Consider the following 20,397-nt stretch of genomic DNA (forward strand, 5'->3'; position numbering starts at 1 on the left):
CGGCTGGGACGGAGCGGCCGGGCGCGCGGGCGCGGCGCTATCCGCCGGCGCGACGGCCGGGTGGAAGGCCAGCATCCGCAGCAGCGCCATATTGAAGCCGGCGTGCTCGTCCGGCGCCAGCGCCAGGTCCTTGCGGCCATGGATGGCGATTTGATAGTACAGCTGCACGTCCTGCGGCGCGATGGCGTCGGCCAGCGCGAACAAGCTGTCGCGCTCGGGCTCGTCGGCAGCCAGCGCCGTCGGCACCGTCTGCGCCAGCGCCAGTTGCTGCAGCAGCACCGCCAGTTCGGACAACGCGGAATCGAAACTGACGCCGCGTTCGGCCAGGCGGTCGGCCTCGGCCATCAGCGCCGGGCCGTCGGCGGCGGCCAGCGCCTGCAGCAGGGTAAACAGGTAGCGGCGATCCACCGCGCCCAGCATCGCGCGCACGCCGTCTTCCTTGACCTCGCCCAGTCCGTAGGCGATGGCCTGATCCAGCAGCGACTGCGCGTCGCGCATCGAGCCGGACGCGGCGCGGCCAAGCAAGGCCAGCGCCGGCGCCTCGTACTGGATGCCCTCGACGTCCAGCATATGGGCCAGATGGCTGGACACCTGCTGCGGCGTCATATTGCGCAAGGAAAACTGCAGGCAGCGGGACAGCACCGTCACCGGCACCTTCTGCGGGTCGGTAGTGGCCAGGATGAACTTGACGTGGCCCGGCGGCTCTTCCAGCGTCTTCAGCATCGCGTTGAACGCGCTCTTCGACAGCATATGCACTTCGTCGATGATGTAGACCTTGAAACGGCCCATCGTCGGCGCGTACTGGGCGTTTTCCAGCACTTCGCGGATGTTGTCGATGCCGGTGTTGGACGCGGCGTCGATCTCCAGCAGGTCGACGAAGCGGCCGCTGTCGATCTGGCGGCAGGCTTGGCATTCGCCGCAGGGCTCGGCCGTGGTGCCGGTTTCGCAGTTCAGGCTCTTGGCCAGAATCCGGGCGATGGTGGTCTTGCCTACGCCCCGGGTGCCAGTCAGCAGGTAGGCGTGGTGAAGCCGCTGCTCTTTCAGGGCGTTGGAGAGGGCGCGCACCACGTGCTCCTGGCCGACCAGGTCGGCGAAGCGTTTGGGGCGCCACTTGCGGGCAAGGACTTGATAGCTCATGGGGGCGGATTTTAATGGCAATTGCCGCGCAAGGCGACAGGTTTCACCGGCGCGGCCTTCCTGGCGGCGCCGGCGTCTTGTTGCGAAAGCCCGCGTCTTACTGCGCGGCGGAGGCCGGGTCCGGCCGCTGCGCCAGCGAGGCGTAGTAGCGCTGCCGCAGCTGGCCGGCGATTTCCTGCACCGCCTTGGCGTACAGCGTGCTGCGGTTGTAGCGGGTGATCGCGTAGAAATTATTCAGGCCCAGCCAGTATTCGGTGACGCCGGGCGCGGTTTCCAGCGAGAACAACACCGCCGGCACGTTGTCGGCCAGCGGCGTTTGCGGCGCCACGCCCATCTTGCGCAGATCGCCCACCGTGTAGTGCAGGTTGAATTTGTCGGCCAGCAGCTTGTCGACCTGGGCTTCCGGCGCCACGCTGGCCGGCGCCACGATGTCGTCGCCGCGCTTCCAGCCGTGCAGCTGGAAGTAATGGGCGACGCTGCCGATGGCGTCGTGCGGGTTGCTCCAGATGTCGCGATGGCCGCTGCCGTCGAAATCCACCGCCCACTTGCGGTAGCTGGACGGCATGAATTGCGGCAGGCCCATCGCGCCGGCGTAGGACCCCTTCAGCGTCAGCGGGTCCTTGCCCTCTTCCTTGGCCAGCAACAGGAACTGGGTCAGTTCGCCGCGGAAGTACTCGGCGCGGCGCGGGTAGTCGAAGCCGATGGTGGACAGCGAGTCCACCAGCCGGAAGCTGCCGGTGTTGCGGCCGTAATGGGTTTCCACGCCCAGGATGGCGACGATCACCTCCGGCGCCACGCCGTACTCGCGCTCGGCGCGCGCCAGGGCGTCGGCGTTGCCTTGCCAGAACGCGGTTCCGTCTACGATCAGCTTGTCGTTGACGGTCGTCGCGCGGAATTGATACCACGGCCGCGAGGTGGACGGCTTGTCGAGGATGCGGATGATGTTGGGCTTCAGCTCCACATTGGCGAACACCGCCTCCAGCTCGGGGCGGTTGAACTGGCCTGTGGCCACCTGCTCGTCGATGTAGCGCTGCACGTCGGGGCGCGCCAGAAAGGCGGCGTCGGCCTGGGCTTGCGGAGCGGTGAAGGCCGCGCCGGCCAAAGCGGCGGCGATGGCCAGTTTCAACATCGATTTCATGATTCTGCTTTCTTTTTTGGTATGGCTCGAGTTCATTCGCGGAAGGACAAGGCGTTGCTGACCAGGCGGGCGGTGATGTCGACGATGGGGATCACCCGCTCGTAGGCCATGCGGGTGGGGCCGACCACGCCCAGCGTGCCGACCACCTGGCCATTGATGCAGTAGGGCGCGGTCACCACCGAACATTCGTCCAGCGTCATGACTCCAGACTCCTCGCCGATGAAAATGTTCACCCCCTGCGCCTCCCGTCCCTGCGCCAGCAATTTCAGGAGTTCGGTCTTGCGCTCGAACACGCCGAACAGCTCCCGCAGCCGCGACAGATCATCCGACAGATCATGCACCTGCAGCAGCCTCGAGCCGCCGCTGACCACCACGTCCTCGTTGCGCTTGGCCAGCGTCTGCTGGCCCAGTTTCACCGCGGCGGCCATCAATTCGGCGATGTCGCCCTGCAGCTGCCGCAGCTCGCCCTCCACCCGCGACGTGACGGCGCTCAGCCCTTGTCCGGCGTAATGCTGGTTGATGAAGTTGCCGGCCTCCACCAGTTCGGACGGCGTATAGTCGCGCTCGGTGTTCAACAGGTGGTTCTGCACGTCGCCGTCCAGCGTCACCAGTATCATCAGCACCCGCCGTTCGGACAGGCGCAGGAATTCGATCTGGCGGAAGGCGACGTCGCTGCGCTGCGGCGTCAGCACCACGCCGGCGAAGCTGGTCAGCTCGGACAGCAGCGACGACGCCGCCTGGGCGATGCGCTGCGGGCTGTCCGGCTGCAGATTAGCCTCCAGCTCGTGGCGCGACAGCTCGTCCAGCGGCCGTATCGTCAGCAGCCGGTCGACGAACAGCCGATAGCCGCGCGCGGTGGGAATCCGGCCCGCCGAGGTGTGCGGCGAGGCGATCAGGCCCATGTTCTCCAGATCGGCCAGCACATTGCGCACCGTGGCCGACGACAGCTCCACCCCGGGCAGCAGCGACAGAGTCTTGGAAGCCACCGGCTGACCGTCGGCGATATACCGTTCGATCAGCGCCTTCAGCAAATGTTGGGCGCGTTCGTTCATCATGTCCCCATTGTACACATCCTGCACCGCGCCAAAAGGGGGCGTGGCGCGGCTTTACGACCATGGCACGAAAACCGCCCTCCCCAAGCTGCTGTTAGCCCTCTGGTTTTCTGCGATAATCGCCCCCATCATTGGTCCGACCTACCCCATTGGAGACAGCATGGCTTCCGAAGACAAGAGCAAGGCGCTGGCCGCGGCCCTTTCCCAGATTGAAAAACAATTTGGCAAGGGTTCGATCATGCGCATGAGCGACAACCAGATCAACGAAAACCTGCAGGTGGTCTCCACCGGCTCGCTGACCCTGGACCTGGCGCTGGGCGTCGGCGGCCTGCCGCGCGGCCGCGTGGTGGAAATCTACGGCCCGGAGTCGTCCGGCAAGACCACCCTGTGTCTGCAAGCAGTGGCCGAGATGCAAAAATTGGGCGGCACCTGCGCCTACATCGACGCCGAAAACGCGCTGGACCCGCAATATGCGCAAAAGCTGGGCGTCAAAGTCGACGACCTGCTGATCTCGCAGCCGGACACCGGCGAGCAAGCGCTGGAAATCTGCGACATGCTGGTGCGCTCCAGCGGCGTCGATCTGATCGTGATCGACTCGGTGGCCGCCTTGGTGCCGAAGGCTGAAATCGAAGGCGAGATGGGCGACAGCCACGTCGGCCTGCAAGCCCGCCTGATGAGCCAGGCGCTGCGCAAGCTGACCGGCAACATCAAGCGCACCAACACCCTGGTGATCTTCATCAACCAGATCCGCATGAAGATCGGCGTGATGTTCGGCAACCCGGAAACCACCACCGGCGGTAACGCGCTGAAGTTCTACGCCTCCGTGCGCCTGGACATCCGCCGCACCGGCGGCATCAAGAAGGGCGAGGAAGTGATCGGCAACGACACCCGCGTCAAAGTGGTGAAGAACAAGGTTTCCCCGCCGTTCCGCCAGGCTGATTTCGAAATCCTGTACGGCGAAGGCATCTCGCGCCAGGGCGAAATCATCGAGCTGGGCGTCAAGCACGGCTTCGTCGACAAGTCCGGCGCCTGGTACGCCTACAACGGCCAGAAGATCGGCCAAGGCAAGGACAACACCCGCGAATGGCTGAAGGCCAACCCGGCCATCGCCGAGGAAATCGAGCGCAAGATCCGCGAAGCGGTGGGCATCAAGATCGAGATCAACGAAGCCCAGGGCGACGAAGAGTTCGCCGACGACGCCTTCGACGCCTGATGGCGGCGGAAGGCAAAAGCCTGAAGGCGCGGGCCGCCGAACTGCTGTCCCGCCGGGAATACACCCGGCAGGAACTGGTTCGGCGGCTCGCGCCTTTTGCCGACAGCGAGGACGAGCTGAACGCGGCGCTGGACGAACTGGCCGCCGCCGACTGGCAGTCTGACGACCGTTTCGCCCGCCAGTTCGCCAGCAGCAAGGGCGCCAAGTTCGGCAGCCGCCGCCTCGCGCAGGAAATGCGCCAGCGCGGGGTGGACAGCGAAACCATACGCGAAGCGCTGTCCGGCCAGGACGACCTCGCCAGCGCGCGCGAACAGTGGCGCAAGAAATTCGGCCGGCTGCCGGCCGACGCGGCGGAAAAAGCCAAGCAATACCGTTTCCTGGCGCAGCGCGGCTTTCCCGCCGACGTGATCCGCCAGGTATTGGCGAGCGGCGGAGACGACGACTTCTACGAGGACTGAGCCATGGCAACGCGCAGCATCGCCACCGAAATCGACATCGCCGCCAGCCCGGAGCGGGTGTGGCAGGTGCTGACCGACTGGCGGCGCTACCCGGAATGGAACCCGTTCATCGTCGGCCTGCATGGCCGCCACGAAGCCGGCGCCCGGCTGGTGGCCACTCTCCATCCGCCAGGCGGACGCCGCCTGACTTTCCGTCCCCGGCTGAGCGAATTCTCCGCCGGCAGCCTGATGGCCTGGCGCGGCAAATTGCTCGTTGCCGGCCTATTGGACGGCGAGCACCGCTTCCGGCTGGAAGCGCTGGATGGCGGCGGCACCCGCCTGCATCACGTCGAGGATTTCTCCGGCCTCTTGCTGCCGCTGATCGGCGACGGACTGCTGGAGCGCGCCCGTCAAGGCTTCCTGCAGATGAACCAGGCGTTGAAGCGGCGCTGCGAAGCGCTTGCCAGCCAGGCCCCGGCTTGACACAATCGATGGATTCGTCCTGGCACGGCGCCCGGACCAGATTTTGAAAATTGACCGAAAATCATGAAAACTTCTGAAATTCGCAAGAAATTCCTGGATTTCTTCGCCTCCAAAGGCCACCAGGTAGTTCCCTCCAGCAGCCTGATCCCCGGCAACGACCCGACGCTGATGTTCACCGTCGCCGGCATGGTGCAGTTCAAGGACGTGTTCCTGGGCTTCGAGAAGCGCGACTACACCCGCGCCACCACCAGCCAGAAATGCCTGCGCGCGGGCGGCAAGCACAACGACCTGGAAAACGTCGGCTACACCGCGCGCCACCACACCTTCTTCGAAATGCTGGGCAACTTCAGCTTCGGCGACTACTTCAAGCGCGACGCCATCACCTTCGCCTGGGAATTCCTTACCGGCGAGCAATGGCTGGCGCTGCCGAAGGACAAGCTGATGGTGACGGTGTACGCCACCGACGACGAAGCCTACGACATCTGGCACAACACCGTAGGCGTGCCGGCAGACAAGATCGTCCGCATCGGCGACAACAAGGGCGCGCCGTATGCGTCCGACAACTTCTGGACCATGGGCGACACCGGCCCCTGCGGCCCGTGCACCGAGATCTTCTTCGACCACGGCCCGTCCGTCGCCGGCGGCCCTCCGGGCAGCCCGGACGAAGACGGCGACCGCTTCATGGAGATCTGGAACAACGTCTTCATGCAGTTCAACCGCGACGACGCCGGCACGCTGCACCCGCTGCCCAAGCCGTCGGTCGACACCGGCATGGGCCTGGAGCGCCTGTCCACCGTGCTGCAGCACGTGAAGTCCAACTACGAGACCGACGCGCTGGCCTGTCTGGTGCGCGCCGCCGCCCGCGAAACCGGCGTGGAATACAGCCAGGACGTGCCGTCGCTGAAAGTGATCGCCGACCACATCCGCGCCTGCTCCTTCATGGTGGCCGACGGCATCCTGCCGTCCAACGAGGGCCGCGGCTACGTGCTGCGCCGCATCGCCCGCCGCGCGATCCGCCACGGCTACAAGCTGGGCCAGAAGGGCCTGTTCTTCCACAAGATCGTCGCCGACCTGGTGGCCGAGATGGGCGAAGCCTATCCGGACCTGCGTGAGAAGCAGGCGCATATCGAAGACGCGCTGCGCGCCGAGGAGATCAAGTTCGCCGAGACGCTGGAAATCGGCATGGGCCTGGTGGACTCTGCGCTGGAAGGCGGCAAGACCGCTCTGGACGGCGACACCATCTTCAAGCTGTACGACACCTTCGGCTTCCCGGTGGACCTGACCGCCGACATCTGCCGCGAGCGCGGCATCCACGCCGACCTGGAAGGCTTCGAGCGCGCGATGGAAGCGCAGCGCGAGCGCGGCCGCGCCGGCTCCAACTTCAAGATGAGCGGCAAGATCGCCTACAACGGCGACGACACCCGCTTCCACGGCTACGACAAGAGCAGCGTCGACGCCAAGATCCTGGCGCTGTACAAGGGCACCGAAGCGGTGGACAGCCTGTCTGCCGGAGACGAAGGCATCGTGGTCCTCGACCACACCGCTTTCTACGCCGAAGGCGGCGGCCAGGTGGGCGACGTCGGCGAAATCTCCGCCGCCGGCGGCATCGCCGCGCTGTTCGACGTGGCCGACACCCAGAAAATCCAGGGCGCGGCCTTCGGCCACAAGGGCAAGCTCGCCCGCGGCGCGCTGAAGGTGGGCGACGCCGTCACCGCCACCATCGACCTGCACCAGCGCCAGGCCAGCGCCCGCAACCACTCCGCCACCCACCTGCTGCACGCGGCGCTGCGCCATGTGCTGGGCGGCCACGTGGTGCAGAAGGGCTCGCTGGTCAATCCAGAGCGCACCCGCTTCGACTTCGCCCACGGCGAAGCCGTCACCGCCGCGCAGATCGCCGAGCTTGAACGCGTGGTCAACCACGTGATCGCCGCCAACTACGAAGTCAAGGCCGAGCTGATGAGCATGGAAGACGCGCAGAAGTCCGGCGCGATGATGCTGTTCGGCGAGAAGTACGGCGACGAAGTGCGCGTGCTGACCATGGGCGACTTCTCCGCCGAGCTGTGCGGCGGCACCCACGTCAAGCGCACCGGCGACATCGGCCTGTTCAAGATCGTGGTCGAAGGCGGCGTGGCCGCCGGCGTGCGCCGGATCGAAGCCGTCACCGGCGAAGGCGCGCTGGCCTACATCCAGGCTCAGGATGCGCTGATCAAGGAAGCCGCGGGCGCGCTGAAGGCGCAGACCAGCGACGAGGTGGTCGCCAAGATCACCGCGCTGCAGGACAACGTGAAATCGCTCGAGAAGGAGCTGGCCAAGCTGAAAGGCCAGCTGGCAGCCTCTGCCGGCGACAGCCTGTCCGACGCCGCCGCCGACGTGAACGGCGTCAAGGTGCTGGCGGTCGAGCTGCCGGGCGCCGACAACACCGCGCTGCGCGAAACGCTGGACAAGCTGAAGGACAAGCTCGGCTCCGCCGCCATCGTGCTGGCCGCCAAGGGCGACGGCAAAGTGGCGCTGGTGGCCGGCGTCACCGCCGACCTGACCGGCAAGCTGAAAGCCGGCGAACTGGTCAATTTCGTCGCCCAGCAAGTCGGCGGCAAAGGCGGCGGCCGTCCGGACATGGCCCAGGCCGGCGGCACCCAGCCGGAAAACCTGGACGCCGCGCTGAAAGGCGTGCAAGCCTGGGTGGCCGGCAAGCTGTAAACCGTCCCCTCTTGTTGTGCAGAACAAACGGCCACATGGATTCCATGTGGCCGTTTTTCATATCTTCATAATTTTTCATTACACTCGACGGCGGCCCATCCTCAGGAGCACGCCATGAGCGACACCGCATTTCGCCTCGCCGGCTGGGACGACCTCCCCGCCATCCGCCTATTGCTGCAACAGGCCTTCGGCCCGCTGCAAACGATGCTGCCCAGCCGCCCCACCGCGCTGGACGAAACCGTCGCCAGCCTAACCGGACACCTGGCCAGCGGCAGCCAGATCTTCGTCGCCGAACGGCAAGGACAGCCGGTGGCCTGCCTGCTGGTGCTGCCGCCCGACGACGGCTGCGCCGAAGTCAAGCGCGTCTGCACCCACCCGGACTGGCAAGGCTACGGTCTCGGATCGGCGTTGATGAGCCACGCGGAGCGGCAACTCAGCCTGCAAGGCGTGCAAAGGCTGAAACTGTCCACTCGCCGCCGGCTGCCTGACAACCTGCGCTTCTACCAGCGGCTGGGCTACAGCCAGAGCGCGGCCCAGCCTTACCCGGCCGGCATCGACGACGAGCGCATCGAACTGAGCAAGACGCTGGCGGCAGCCTGAGCGTCTTGTAATAGTCACAACTATCCAAACCAACAAAATCTGTAAGTTTGTTTCAAATCAAAGCACATGAAATCATAAATTACTAATATAACCATGCTTCTTATGGCTTCTCCTTTGTTGTTTGCTTTGATGCCCCGGCACCCCCGGGGCTCTTTTTTTTGTCCGCCGCGCTTATAGTGGGAAATGAAAACATGCTGCCGCACCGGAGACATCCATGCGCGTCGCCCTCATCGCCCTGCTCTGCCAACTCCTGGCCCTGTCCGCCCGCGCGGAAGCGCCGCCTCCCGAGCTGCTCGCCCTGACCGAATCCCTGCCCCCTCTCAGCTATGAGGAAGGAGGCGAACACAAAGGCTTTTCCAACGAATTACTGCAGATGATGCTGCGCGACAGCGGCCTGCGCGCCGTGATTGAAGTCAAGCCGTGGAGCCGGGCGCTGAGGGAGGCGCAGCAAACGCCCAATACCCTGCTCTATCTGACGGTCAGAACGCCGGAGCGCGAAGCGTGGTTCAAATGGATAGGCCCGGCGCTGCCGCTGCCGATCGAGGTATTCCGGCTGGCCGGACCGCATGCGCCGCCGGCATCGATGGACGAAATCCGGCGGGCCAAGATCGCGGTGGCGCGCGACACGCCGGGAGAGAAGATACTGGAAGAAAAGGGCTTCGCCGCCAGCGACAATCTGGTGCTGACCAACGATGAGGCCCAATCAGCCAGACTGCTGTACGCGCGCCGCGTGCAGTTCAGCGCCGGCGTCGGCCTGTTCCAGCGCTACGCCGCTCGCCAGCAGGGGCAAAATCCGGAACAGCTGGAACCGGTGCTGGTGCTGGACGACCGCACCCGCTTCTATTTCGCGCTGCAGAAGGACAGCAAGCCGGAATACGCCGCCCGGCTGCAGGCGGCGCTGGACAAGATCAAGCAGGATGGCCGCTACGCCGCGCTGTTGAAGCGCTACAACCATCCATAGGAAATAAGCGGAAGGAAACGCGGCGCAGGATCGGGCCTCTCCAAACGCCGCCACCGCGGATAAAAGTCCCAAGCCAAGGCGCGCCGCGGCCCAGGCACTGAAAACCATAGGGCACAGGGGCGCAACGCGGGGTCGGGCTTTTGTCAGCGGCGCAAAAAACTACAGCACCAGCTTGCCGCCCGCCAGCGCCAACATCACCGCCAGCGCCGGCCGCAGCCAATGGTCGGACAGGCGGCCGGCCAAGCGGCTGCCCAGCCAGATGCCCGGCAAGGAACCGCTGAGCAGCTTCAACAGCAGCACCCAGTCCAGGTGGCCCATGCCGGCGTGGCCTAGGCCGGCCACCAGCGTCAGCGGCACCGCGTGGGCGATCTCGGTGCCGACCAGCCGCGTGGTGGGCAGCGCCGGATACAGCATGAACAGCGCCAAGGTGCCCAGCGCGCCGGCGCCGATCGAGCTCAGCGTCACCAGCACGCCCAGTACAACCCCGACCAGCGCCGTCGGCCACCAGCGGCCATCGACGCCCAGCTTGGCGGCATGATGGCCGCCGACTTTCAGCAGCCAGGGCTTGAACAGGATGGCGAAGGCCGTCAGCAGCAAGGCCAGTCCCAGAACGAAGCGGCACAACGCGTCCATCACTTGGGCCGGCACGTGCAGCCAAGACAGCAGGCCAAGCGTCAGCAAGGCGGCCGGCACGCTGCCCAGCGACAGGTGCCAGGTGATGCGCCAATCGATGTGGCGCTGCTTGTGATGGACCACCACGCCGCCGGCCTTGGTCACCGCGGCGTACAGCAGGTCGGTGCCGACGGCGGTTGCCGGCGAAATGCCGAACCACAGCAGAATGGGCGTCATCAGCGAGCCGCCGCCCACCCCGGTCAAGCCGACGATGAAACCGACGGCCAATCCCGCCATCGTATATCCCAAATCCATGGGAGCCCCCATTCATGCTGCAAGATGTCGTTGATCCTACGCGCTTTGCTTATAACAATTTAGACCTATTAGCTACAACTTTATGATCAACAACACTAACCCATGCGTCCATGCAGGTTTCATCGCAGCGTCAAGCCGGCGTAACACGGCTCGACTATGTTTCGATATGAACAAAACGACAAGGAACGCCACAACCCCTTCCCGATTTACACCCAAGTGCTTTACAAACCAGGCAAATCGCGTCAACTTGATACTGTCAGGGCGCAGCCTGACCGCTTGCGACACCCAACAGCACGCCAGCCGCCAGGCCCCCCTGAGAAGCCCACGTTTCGAGATCGAAAGGTGCAGGATGATTTCTCGTATCCCCCTGAGCGTTCGCAGAAAACAAGCCCGTGACCAACATGAAAGCTTTCTCTACGCAGTAGCCAAGCCCCAGCTGAGCGACGAAGAAAGATCCCGCCAACAGAAGGTTCGCCAGCGCGCGCACGACCGCGACGACGCCCGCTTCCTGGCCGATCGCTGCGACGATCTGTTCTGACTCTCCACCCGGGGCCGCTGGCCCCCTGCAGCCTTTCCCCGCCCAAGGCTGAGCGTCTCCTGTTTTTCTTTACATCTCCCTCTCCCGCCCTAACGGCCCGTTGATGCCCGACGGACATAGCCTTCAAACTCTCCGACATCCCGGCTCCCCAGCTAAAGAAAATCAAAAAAACAGCCAAACCGCTAATTAATCGATCAAAAAATTGCCGATAAAGATAATTTTTATATTTTCTTTATGCCCATTAGCGCGCTTTTATCATGTTTTTGACGCCGGTTTGATTACCTTCCACATCGCACATTACGTATGGAGATTTTCGTTATGGATCTGCTCTACCTGGGCCTCATCGCGCTGTTTGGCGCGCTGACTTGGCTCTTGATCGCAGCCTGCGACCGTTTGGGAGGCAAGCAATGACTGCCTGGTATCTGATCAGCGCCTTGCTGGCGCTGGGACTGTTCGTCTACCTGATCTACGCATTGGTCAAACCGGAGAATTTCTAATCATGAGCACACCCGCCATGCTGCAACTGGGCTTGTTCCTGGTTGTGCTGATCGCGCTGGCCTGGCCGCTGGGCGCTTACATGACGCGCGTCATGCAGGGGGAAAATGTCGGGCCGGTCCGCTTCTTCGCGCCGCTGGAGCGCGCGTTCTACCGCCTGGCCGGCATCAAGCAGGATGAAGAGATGGGCTGGCGCGGCTACGCGGTGGCGCTGATCCTGTTCAACGTGTTGGGCGTCGTCGCCGTCTACGCGCTGCAACGGCTGCAGGGCATGCTGCCGTTCAATCCGCAGGCGATGGCCGCGGTATCGCCGGACTCCTCGTTCAACACCGCCATTTCCTTCGTCACCAACACCAACTGGCAAAGCTACGGCGGCGAAACCACGATGAGCTACCTGACCCAGATGCTGGGACTGACGGTGCAAAACTTCGTGTCCGCCGCCACCGGCGCCGCCGTGGTGATCGCGCTGATCCGCGGCTTCGCCCGCCACAGCAGCGCCAAGATCGGCAACTTCTGGGTGGACATCACCCGGATGACGCTGTACGTGCTGCTGCCGCTGGCCGTGGTATTCGCGCTGATTTTCACCCAGCAGGGTGCCATCCAGAACCTGTCCGCCTACAAGGACGTCCATACCGTCGAAACCGTCAAATACCAGCAGCCTAAGCAAGACGCCAAGGGCAACCCAGTGCTGGGCAAGGACGGCAAGCCGGTGATGGAGGACAAGACCAGCCAGACGCAGACGCTGCCGATGGGCCCGGTGGCCTCGCAGGAAGCGATCAAGATGCTGGGCACCAACGGCGGCGGCTTCTTCAACGCCAACTCCGCTCACCCGTATGAAAACCCGACGCCGCTGGCCAACTTCCTGCAGGACATCGCCATCTTCCTGATTCCGGCCGCGCTGTGCTTCCTGTTCGGCCGCATGGTCGGCGACCGCCGCCAGGGCTGGGCCATCCTCGCCGCGATGACCATCATGTTCGCCACCGCGGTGGTGGTGGAAACCAACGCCGAGCAGGCCGGCGTGCCGCAATACAGCTCGCTGGGCATAGACCAGCGCGCCAGCGCGCTGCAGTCCGGCGGCAATATGGAAGGCAAGGAAGCCCGCTTCGGCATCATCGACACCTCGCTGTTCGTCGCCGTGACCACCTCCGCCTCCTGCGGCGCGGTCAACGCGATGCACGATTCGCTGACGCCCATCGGCGGCCTGGTGCCGATGTTCCTGATGCAGCTGGGCGAAGTGGTGTTCGGCGGCGTCGGCTCCGGCCTGTACGGCATGTTGATCTTCGCGATTCTGGCGGTGTTCATCGCCGGCCTGATGGTGGGCCGCACGCCGGAATACCTGGGCAAGAAGATCGAAACCTACGAGATGAAGATGACCGCGATCACCATCCTGGTGACCCCGACCCTGGTGCTGGCGCTGACCGCGATCGCCGTCAGCCTGGCCGCGGGCAAAGCCGGCATCGCCAATCCGGCCGCGCACGGCTTCAGCGAGATCCTCTACGCCTTCACCTCGGCCGCCAACAACAACGGCAGCGCCTTCGCCGGCCTGTCCGCCAACACGCCGTTCTACAACATCATGACCGGCCTCGCGATGTTCTTCGGCCGCTTCTTCATGATCGTGCCCATCCTGGCGATCGCCGGCTCGTTGGCCGCCAAGAAGCGCCTGGCCGTCACCGGCGGCACCCTGCCTACCCACGGCCCGCTGTTCGTTACGCTGTTGATCGGCACCGTGCTGCTGGTGGGCGCCCTCAACTATGTTCCGGCCCTGGCGCTGGGCCCGGTGGTCGAGCACCTGCAAATGCTCGCCGCCCGCTAAGCGCGTCAGTCAAGGAAACTCGATATGAACGACAATAATCATTCCAAGCAGCTGGCGGCCCCCGCCGCCAGCCACAAGAGCGCGAGCAAGTCGCTGCTCGATCCGGCGCTGATGAAGCCCGCCATCGTCGACTCGTTCAGGAAGCTGTCGCCGCGCACCCAGTGGCGCAATCCAGTGATGTTCGTGGTGTACGCGGGCAGCATCCTGACCACGGCGCTATGGATCCAGTCGCTGGTCGGCCATGGCGAGGCCCCGTCCGGCTTCATCCTGGCCGTGGCGCTGTGGCTGTGGTTCACCGTGCTGTTCGCCAACTTCGCCGAGGCGCTGGCCGAGGGCCGCAGCAAGGCCCAGGCCGCCAGCCTGCGCTCCGCCAAGAAGAACGTGGTGGCCAAGAAGCTGGCCGGCGGCAATCACGGCGCCGCCAAGAGCATCGTCGACGGCACATCCTTGCGCAAGGGCGACTACGTGCTGGTGGAAGCCGGCGACGTGATCCCGGTGGACGGCGACGTGATCGAAGGCGTGGCCTCGGTGGACGAGTCGGCCATCACCGGCGAATCGGCGCCGGTGATCCGCGAGTCCGGCGGCGACTTCTCCTCGGTCACCGGCGGCACCCGCGTGCTGTCCGACTGGATCGTGGTGAAGATCACCGCCAATCCGGGCGAAACCTTCCTCGACCGCATGATCGCGATGGTGGAAGGCGCCAAGCGCCAGAAGACGCCGAACGAGATCGCGCTGACCATCCTGCTGGTGGCGCTGACTATCGTGTTCCTGATCGTCACCGTGACGCTGCTGCCGTTTTCGCTGTTCAGCGTGGACGCGGCCAAGGCCGGCACGCCGATCAGCATCACCACCCTGGTGGCGCTGCTGGTCTGCCTGATTCCGACCACCATCGGCGGCCTCTTGTCCGCCATCGGCGTGGCCGGCATGAGCCGCATGATGGGCGCCAATGTGATCGCCACCTCCGGCCGCGCGGTGGAAGCCGCCGGCGACGTGGACGTGCTGCTGTTGGACAAGACCGGCACCATCACGCTGGGCAACCGCCAGGCATCGGCCTTCATCCCGGCGCCGGGCGTGTCCGAGAAAGACCTGGCCGACGCCGCGCAGCTGGCCTCCCTGGCCGACGAAACGCCGGAAGGCCGCAGCGTGGTGGTGCTGGCCAAGCAGAAATTCAATCTGCGCGAACGCCAGCTGGCCAGCCATGAAGCCGTGTTCATCCCGTTCACCGCGCAAACCCGGATGTCCGGCATCGACTACGACGGCCGCCAGATCCGCAAGGGCGCCATCGACGCCATCCGCCGCCACATCGCCGAACAAGGCGGGCAATTCCCCGACGCGCTGGCGAAAAACGCCGAGGACGTGGCCCGCCGCGGCTCCACCCCGCTGCTGGTGGCCGAAGGCAACCGCGCGCTGGGCGTGATCGAGCTGAAGGACATCGTCAAGGGCGGCATCAAGGAGCGCTTCGCCGAGCTGCGCCAGATGGGCATCAAGACGGTGATGATCACCGGCGACAACCCGCTGACCGCCGCCGCGATCGCCGCCGAGGCCGGCGTGGACGACTACCTGGCCGAGGCCACGCCGGAAGCCAAGCTCAAGCTGATCCGCAGCCATCAGGCCGAAGGCAAGCTGGTGGCGATGACCGGCGACGGCACCAACGACGCGCCGGCGCTGGCCCAGGCAGACGTGGCGGTGGCGATGAACACCGGCACCCAGGCGGCCAAGGAAGCCGGCAATATGGTGGATCTGGACTCCAATCCCACCAAGCTGATCGAGATCGTGGAAATCGGCAAGCAGATGCTGATGACGCGGGGCTCCCTGACCACCTTCTCCATCGCCAACGACGTGGCCAAGTACTTCGCCATCATCCCGGCGGCGTTCGCCAGCACCTACCCGCAGCTGAACGCGCTGAACGTGATGGGCCTGAACAGTCCGGCCTCGGCCATCATGTCGGCGGTGATCTTCAACGCCGTCATCATCGTGGCGCTGATTCCGCTGGCGCTGAAAGGCGTGAAATACCACGCCCGAAGCGCGGCCGAGCTACTGCGCGGCAACCTGCTGGTCTACGGCCTGGGCGGCCTGTTGGTGCCCTTCGCCGGCATCAAGCTGATCGACATGCTGCTGGGCGCGATGGGCCTGGTGTAAGCGGCGGCCGCGGCTCCCGGCATGCCGGGAGCCCGGCGACGCGGCGCGCTCCGCGCCAATAGAATGGAAAGGATTATCATGAAAGTCATTCGTCCCCTGCTGGTGATCTTCGGCGGCCTGTCGCTGATCACCGGCCTCGCCTACCCGCTCGCCACCACCGGCATCGCCCAGGCGGCATTCCCGGCGCAGGCCAACGGCAGCCTGATCGAGAAAGACGGCAAGGTGGTGGGCTCGCGGCTGATCGGCCAGAGCTTCACCGGCGAGCAATACTTCTGGGGCCGCCCGTCGGCCACCAGCCCGATGCCGTACAACGCCGGCAGTTCCGGCGGCTCCAACCTGGGCCCGACCAATCCGGCGCAGCTGGCCGCGGTGAAAGGCAATGTGGAAGCGATCCGCAAGGCGCACCCGACCCAGACCGGCCCGGTGCCGGTGGACCTGGTGACCGCGTCGGCCAGCGGCCTGGACCCGGAAATCTCGCTGGCCTCCGCCTATTACCAGGTTGACCGCGTGGCCGCCGCGCGTAAACTGCCGGCAGACGCGGTGCGCAAGCTGGTCGACGGCCGCGTCGTCGGCGAAACCTTCGGCTTGCTGGGCGAGCCGCGCGTCAACGTGCTGGAGCTGAATCTGGCGCTGGACGAACTCTCCAAGAAAGCTTAAACCCGCATGACCGATCAGCGCCCCGACCCGGATGCCCTGCTGGATGAACTGAAGCGCGAAGAGCTGGAGGCTCAGCGCGGACGGCTGAAGATTTTCTTCGGCGCCTGCGCCGGCGTCGGCAAGACCTTCGCCATGCTGGCCGCCGCGAGGATCAAGCAACAGGAAGGGGTCAAGGTGCTGGTCGGTGTGGTGGAAACCCACGGCCGCAAGGAAACCGCGGCCCAGCTGGACGGCCTGGAAGTACTGCCGCCCAGCCGGATCGAGTACAAGGGCCGCGCGCTGTCGGAATTCGACATCGACGCGGCGCTCGCCGTCAATCCGCAACTGATCCTGATCGACGAGTTCGCCCACTCCAACGCCCCCGGCTCGCGCCACCCCAAGCGCTGGCAGGACGTGGAGGAGCTGCTCGCCGCCGGCATCGATGTCTACACCACTCTCAATGTGCAGCACCTTGAGAGCCTTAACGATGTGGTCGGCCAGATCACCGGCATCATCGTCAGGGAAACGCTGCCCGACCATGTGTTCGACATGGCCGACGAAGTCTCGCTGGTGGATTTGCCGCCGGACGAGCTGTTGTCCCGCCTCGCCGCCGGCAAGGTCTATCTGCCGCAGCAGGCCGAGCGCGCGGTGAAGAATTTCTTCCGCAAGGGCAATCTGCTGGCGCTGCGCGAACTGGCCCTGCGCCGCACCGCCGACCGCGTCGACGCGCAGATGCGCGCCTACCGCGCCGACCAGTCGATCAAACCGGTCTGGCACGCGCGCGAGCGGCTGCTGGTCTGCGTCGGCCCCGGACCGGGCACCGAGAAGCTGGTGCGCAGCGCCAAGCGGCTGGCCGCCAATCTGGACGCCGACTGGATCGCCGTCTACGTGGAGACGCCCAAGCTGCAGCGGCTGCCGGAAGAGCAGCGCGCGCGGATATTGAAGGGGCTGAGGCTGGCGCAGGAGCTGGGCGCCGAAACCACGGTGCTGGGCGGCAGTTCGCTGGCCGCCACCTTGCTGGCCTACGCCCGCACCCGCAACGTGTCCAAGCTGGTGGTCGGCAAATCCAACCGCGGCTGGATCGCCCGGCGGTGGGAAGGTTCGCTGGTCGCCGAGCTAAGCCGCCTGTCAGGCGATGTCGACGTCTACGTGGTGGCGCATGAACTGGAAGAAGACGCGGACAGGCGCGGCAAGCGCGTGCCCAGCCTGCTGTTCAGCGACAGCGAGTCCGGCAACGCCGCGCGCGGCTACCTCGCCGCCGCCGCCATCTGCTTCGCCACCACCGAGCTCAACCACCTGCTGGTGCCCTATTTCGCGCTGTCCAACGTGATCATGGTGCATCTGCTGGCGGTGGTGCTGATCGCCACCCGCTATGGCCGCGGCCCCGGCGTGCTGGCGTCCTTCCTGTCGGTGGCGGCGTTCGATTTCTTCTTCGTGCCGCCGCAGCTGTCGTTCGCGGTGTCCGACACCCAATACCTGCTGACCTTCATCGTGATGCTGGTGGTGGCGCTGATCATCAGCCAGCTGACCGCCCGCTTCCGCTTCGAAGCCACCATCGCCACCTACCGCGAGCGCCGCACCCGCGCGCTGTACGACCTGGGCCGCGAACTGGCCGGCGCGCTGACCGCCTCGCAAATCATCGAAACCGCGGTCGGCCGGCTGGAGCCGCTGTTCCGCGCCAAGGTGATGCTGTTCATTCCCGACAGCGAGGACCGCCTGCGCGCCGCCACCGACAGCGGCAACGACGCCGACGCCGGCGTCGCGCAGTGGGTGTTCGACAACCAGCAGCCGGCCGGCCTCGGCACCAACACGCTGCCGTCCAACGCCGCGCTCTACGTGCCGCTGAAAGCGCCGATGCGGGTGCGCGGCGTCATCGCGCTGCTGCCGGAGGAGACCGTCCACCCCTTCCTGCCGGAGCAACAGCGGCTGCTGGAGACCTGCGCCGCCCAGATCGCGCTGGCGCTTGAGCGGGTGCATTACGTGGAAGTGGCCCAAGACGCCATCGTGGCGATGGAGTCGGAGCGGCTGCGCAACAGCGTGCTGTCGGTGGTGTCCCACGACCTGCGCACGCCGCTGACCAATATGCTGGGCATGGCCAATATGCTGAACGCTCCCACCCTGCCGCCGGGCCAGCAAGCCGAGATCGCCCAGTCCATCCAGGACGAGGCGCTGCGGATGACCAAGCTGGTGACCAATCTGCTGGATATGGCCAAGCTGCAATCCGGCGTAAAACTGAACAAGGAATGGCAGCTGCTGGACGAAGTCGTCGGCAGCGCCGTGCGCGCCTGCGAGCGCAGCCTGCGCCACCACAAGCTGGAGCTGGATCTCAGCCGCGACCTGCCGGTGCTGGAATACGACGCGGTGCTGATCGAGCGCGTGCTGGTCAACCTGCTGGAGAACGCCGGCAAGTACACGCCGGCCGGATCGCGCATCGAGCTGGCCGCCCGCCACGACGGCGACAAGGTCCGCATCACCGTCACCGACGACGGCCCGGGCCTGCCCGCTAGCATGGAGCACCGCGCCTTTGACAAATTCACGCGCGGCGCGCCGGAATCCACCACGCCCGGCGTCGGCCTGGGCCTGGCCATCTGCCGCGCCATCATTGAAAACCACGGCGGAACGATAGAAGCCGGCAATGTCCGTCCGCACGGCGCCCGCTTCTGCTTCACGCTGCCGGCCGGCGCGCCTCCCGCGCTGCCGCCGGACGACGCCTGAAACCACAAGAGCGACAAGACATGAACGACGCACCCATTTCCGTAGTGATCATCGAAGACGAAAAGCCGATCCGCCGCTTCCTGTCGGCGGCGCTGGAAGAGGAGAATCTTACCGTCTACGAGGCCGAGACCGGCAAGCAGGGACAGATAGAGGTGGCGACCCGCAAGCCCGATCTGGTCATCCTGGACCTGGGCCTGCCGGACATGAACGGCATAGACGTGATCAAGAGCCTGCGCGAGTGGAGCGACATCCCCATCCTGGTGCTGTCGGCCCGCACCCAGGAGACCGAGAAAGTGGCGGCGCTGGACGCCGGCGCCGACGACTACCTGACCAAGCCCTTCGGCGTCGCCGAATGCCTGGCGCGGATCCGGGTGCTGCTGCGCCGCCGCATCCACGGCAGCGCGGCGGCGCAGCAAACCTTCCAGTTCGGCGACATCAAGGTGGATCTGGTCAACCGCCTGGTGCACAAGGGCGAAACGCCGGTGCATCTGACGCCCATCGAATACCGCTTGCTGTCCACGCTGATCCGCAACGCCGGCAAGGTCATCACCCACCGCGAGCTGCTGCTGGCGGTATGGGGGCCGTCATTCTCCGAACACAACCAGTATCTGCGCGTCTACATGGGCCATCTGCGGCAGAAACTGGAAGACAATCCGGCGATGCCGCGCCACATCGTCACCGAAACCGGCGTCGGCTACCGGCTGGTGGAGCAGGAGCTGCGCCAGCCGGCGGATTGAAAGATATCGCCCGCCTCGCTCAAGAGATCGCGAAGAACAGTCGTTGCCGGATGAAATCCCGCTGGCGGCGCGGGCGCTGCCGTAGGATGGTTGACAGCCCGCTGCCATCGGCATAATCTAACGTTCATGCGCCGATTTGACACAGCTTGCGGGCGCTTGATAAATGCCAGCTAAAGCGTATCCGGATCAACCCGCTTGCGCTTAATGGCCAGCGGGTTTTTTCATGGCTGGCCGGGGCATGCTCTCCCGCAGGCGGTTTCGGATCGGCTCAGGCGCCGAGTTAATGACAACTTGCAGGGCGCCGAAAAATCCTGCTAAAGCGTCGCCGGCCATCCAGGCCCGGCACGCGCAGCGCGACCGAACCTGGGAGAGCCAAAAATGTACGACTGCCTGCAAGACAGCTATACCGATTTCTCTTTTGCGATTTTTGATGCCGTGGGAAGACCTCGCCCCCTCTGTGGCAGCCTGAGCGCCACACCGCTGCCGTCCGGCGACGACAGCGCCCTGCACGACCTCGCCGCCTTCGCCCGCGACCAGGGCTATGACATAGACCGCGGCGAACAGCAACTGACCGTCCGCGACATCAGCCTGGCCGACGCGCTGGCGATCAACACCCGCTTCGGCGGCGAGCTGATCATCAGCTGCGATCTGCGGCGCGATCCGCCGGTGCGGTTCTAAG

18 protein-coding genes are annotated in these 20,397 nt (G+C 65.3%); 14 read left to right on the top strand and 4 right to left on the bottom strand.

The window, feature by feature from the left end; genetic code table 11:
* From dnaX to hrcA, 3 genes are all read right to left on the bottom strand, one after another.
* Positions 1 to 1,137, bottom strand: a 1,137-nt coding sequence (gene dnaX, locus LQR33_RS10235; RefSeq protein ID WP_231468797.1) for a DNA polymerase III subunit gamma/tau, incomplete at its 3' end; no start/stop codon positions are given.
* 97 nt (positions 1,138 to 1,234) lie between these two features.
* A complete protein-coding gene (gene mltB, locus LQR33_RS10240; protein ID WP_221665208.1) occupies positions 1,235 to 2,275 on the bottom strand; it encodes a lytic murein transglycosylase B in 1,041 nt (346 codons plus the stop codon).
* 32 nt (positions 2,276 to 2,307) lie between these two features.
* A complete protein-coding gene (hrcA, locus tag LQR33_RS10245; RefSeq protein ID WP_166438557.1) occupies positions 2,308 to 3,330 on the bottom strand; it encodes a heat-inducible transcriptional repressor HrcA in 1,023 nt (340 codons plus the stop codon).
* 157 nt (positions 3,331 to 3,487) lie between these two features.
* Here hrcA and recA point away from each other — a divergent pair, with 157 nt between their 5' ends.
* From recA to LQR33_RS10275, 6 genes are all read left to right on the top strand, one after another.
* Positions 3,488 to 4,540 (top strand): recombinase RecA, encoded by a 1,053-nt coding sequence (gene recA / locus LQR33_RS10250; protein WP_021476347.1) that lies wholly within the window; start codon positions 3,488 to 3,490, stop codon positions 4,538 to 4,540.
* Positions 4,540 to 4,998 carry a recombination regulator RecX gene (gene recX, locus LQR33_RS10255; protein WP_166438558.1) on the top strand — a complete coding sequence of 153 codons (459 nt, stop codon included), beginning with the start codon at positions 4,540 to 4,542 and terminating at the stop codon, positions 4,996 to 4,998. Before recA ends, recX begins: the two co-directional genes overlap by 1 nt.
* A 3-nt stretch (positions 4,999 to 5,001) precedes the next feature.
* Entirely contained in the window at positions 5,002 to 5,460 is a 459-nt protein-coding gene (locus LQR33_RS10260; RefSeq protein ID WP_021476349.1) for an SRPBCC domain-containing protein, read from the top strand.
* A gap of 63 nt (positions 5,461 to 5,523) precedes the next feature.
* A complete protein-coding gene (gene alaS / locus LQR33_RS10265) occupies positions 5,524 to 8,157 on the top strand; it encodes an alanine--tRNA ligase (RefSeq protein ID WP_231468799.1) in 2,634 nt (877 codons plus the stop codon).
* Positions 8,158 to 8,271: 114 nt separating this feature from the next.
* Complete coding sequence (locus LQR33_RS10270; RefSeq protein ID WP_166438560.1) at positions 8,272 to 8,757, top strand: GNAT family N-acetyltransferase; 486 nt, start codon at positions 8,272 to 8,274, stop codon at positions 8,755 to 8,757.
* A 214-nt stretch (positions 8,758 to 8,971) separates the two neighbouring features.
* On the top strand, positions 8,972 to 9,718 hold the full coding sequence (locus LQR33_RS10275) for a substrate-binding periplasmic protein (protein WP_221668601.1): 747 nt from the start codon (positions 8,972 to 8,974) through the stop codon (positions 9,716 to 9,718).
* 159 nt (positions 9,719 to 9,877) lie between these two features.
* Here the strand turns inward: LQR33_RS10275 and LQR33_RS10280 are convergent, their stop codons facing one another.
* Entirely contained in the window at positions 9,878 to 10,627 is a 750-nt protein-coding gene (locus tag LQR33_RS10280; protein WP_231178432.1) for a sulfite exporter TauE/SafE family protein, read from the bottom strand.
* Positions 10,628 to 10,994: 367 nt separating this feature from the next.
* On the opposite strand from LQR33_RS10280, the gene LQR33_RS10285 reads away from it, so the two are divergent.
* From LQR33_RS10285 to LQR33_RS10320, 8 genes are all read left to right on the top strand, one after another.
* The gene (locus LQR33_RS10285) at positions 10,995 to 11,183 is read left to right on the top strand and encodes a hypothetical protein (RefSeq protein WP_011135152.1); all 189 of its coding nucleotides are present in this window, start codon (positions 10,995 to 10,997) and stop codon (positions 11,181 to 11,183) included.
* 407 nt (positions 11,184 to 11,590) lie between these two features.
* Positions 11,591 to 11,680 (top strand): K(+)-transporting ATPase subunit F, encoded by a 90-nt coding sequence (gene kdpF, locus LQR33_RS10290; protein ID WP_021476355.1) that lies wholly within the window; start codon positions 11,591 to 11,593, stop codon positions 11,678 to 11,680.
* A gap of 2 nt (positions 11,681 to 11,682) precedes the next feature.
* Positions 11,683 to 13,491 (top strand): potassium-transporting ATPase subunit KdpA, encoded by a 1,809-nt coding sequence (gene kdpA / locus LQR33_RS10295; protein ID WP_231468801.1) that lies wholly within the window; start codon positions 11,683 to 11,685, stop codon positions 13,489 to 13,491.
* A gap of 24 nt (positions 13,492 to 13,515) precedes the next feature.
* Positions 13,516 to 15,630, top strand: a complete 2,115-nt coding sequence (gene kdpB, locus LQR33_RS10300) for a potassium-transporting ATPase subunit KdpB (protein WP_166438564.1) — start codon at positions 13,516 to 13,518, stop codon at positions 15,628 to 15,630.
* Between the two features lie 78 nt (positions 15,631 to 15,708).
* Positions 15,709 to 16,287 (top strand): potassium-transporting ATPase subunit KdpC, encoded by a 579-nt coding sequence (gene kdpC / locus LQR33_RS10305; protein ID WP_231178430.1) that lies wholly within the window; start codon positions 15,709 to 15,711, stop codon positions 16,285 to 16,287.
* A gap of 6 nt (positions 16,288 to 16,293) precedes the next feature.
* A complete protein-coding gene (locus LQR33_RS10310; protein ID WP_221665204.1) occupies positions 16,294 to 18,981 on the top strand; it encodes a DUF4118 domain-containing protein in 2,688 nt (895 codons plus the stop codon).
* 20 nt (positions 18,982 to 19,001) lie between these two features.
* Positions 19,002 to 19,718: a two-component system response regulator KdpE gene (gene kdpE / locus LQR33_RS10315; RefSeq protein ID WP_231468803.1), complete on the top strand. Its 717-nt coding sequence runs from the start codon at positions 19,002 to 19,004 to the stop codon at positions 19,716 to 19,718.
* Positions 19,719 to 20,096: 378 nt separating this feature from the next.
* Positions 20,097 to 20,396: a hypothetical protein gene (locus LQR33_RS10320; protein WP_166438568.1), complete on the top strand. Its 300-nt coding sequence runs from the start codon at positions 20,097 to 20,099 to the stop codon at positions 20,394 to 20,396.
* Position 20,397: the final 1 nt, after the last annotated feature.

Source organism: Chromobacterium piscinae (assembly GCF_021129175.1).
In the GTDB taxonomy this organism is placed as follows: domain Bacteria; phylum Pseudomonadota; class Gammaproteobacteria; order Burkholderiales; family Chromobacteriaceae; genus Chromobacterium; species Chromobacterium piscinae.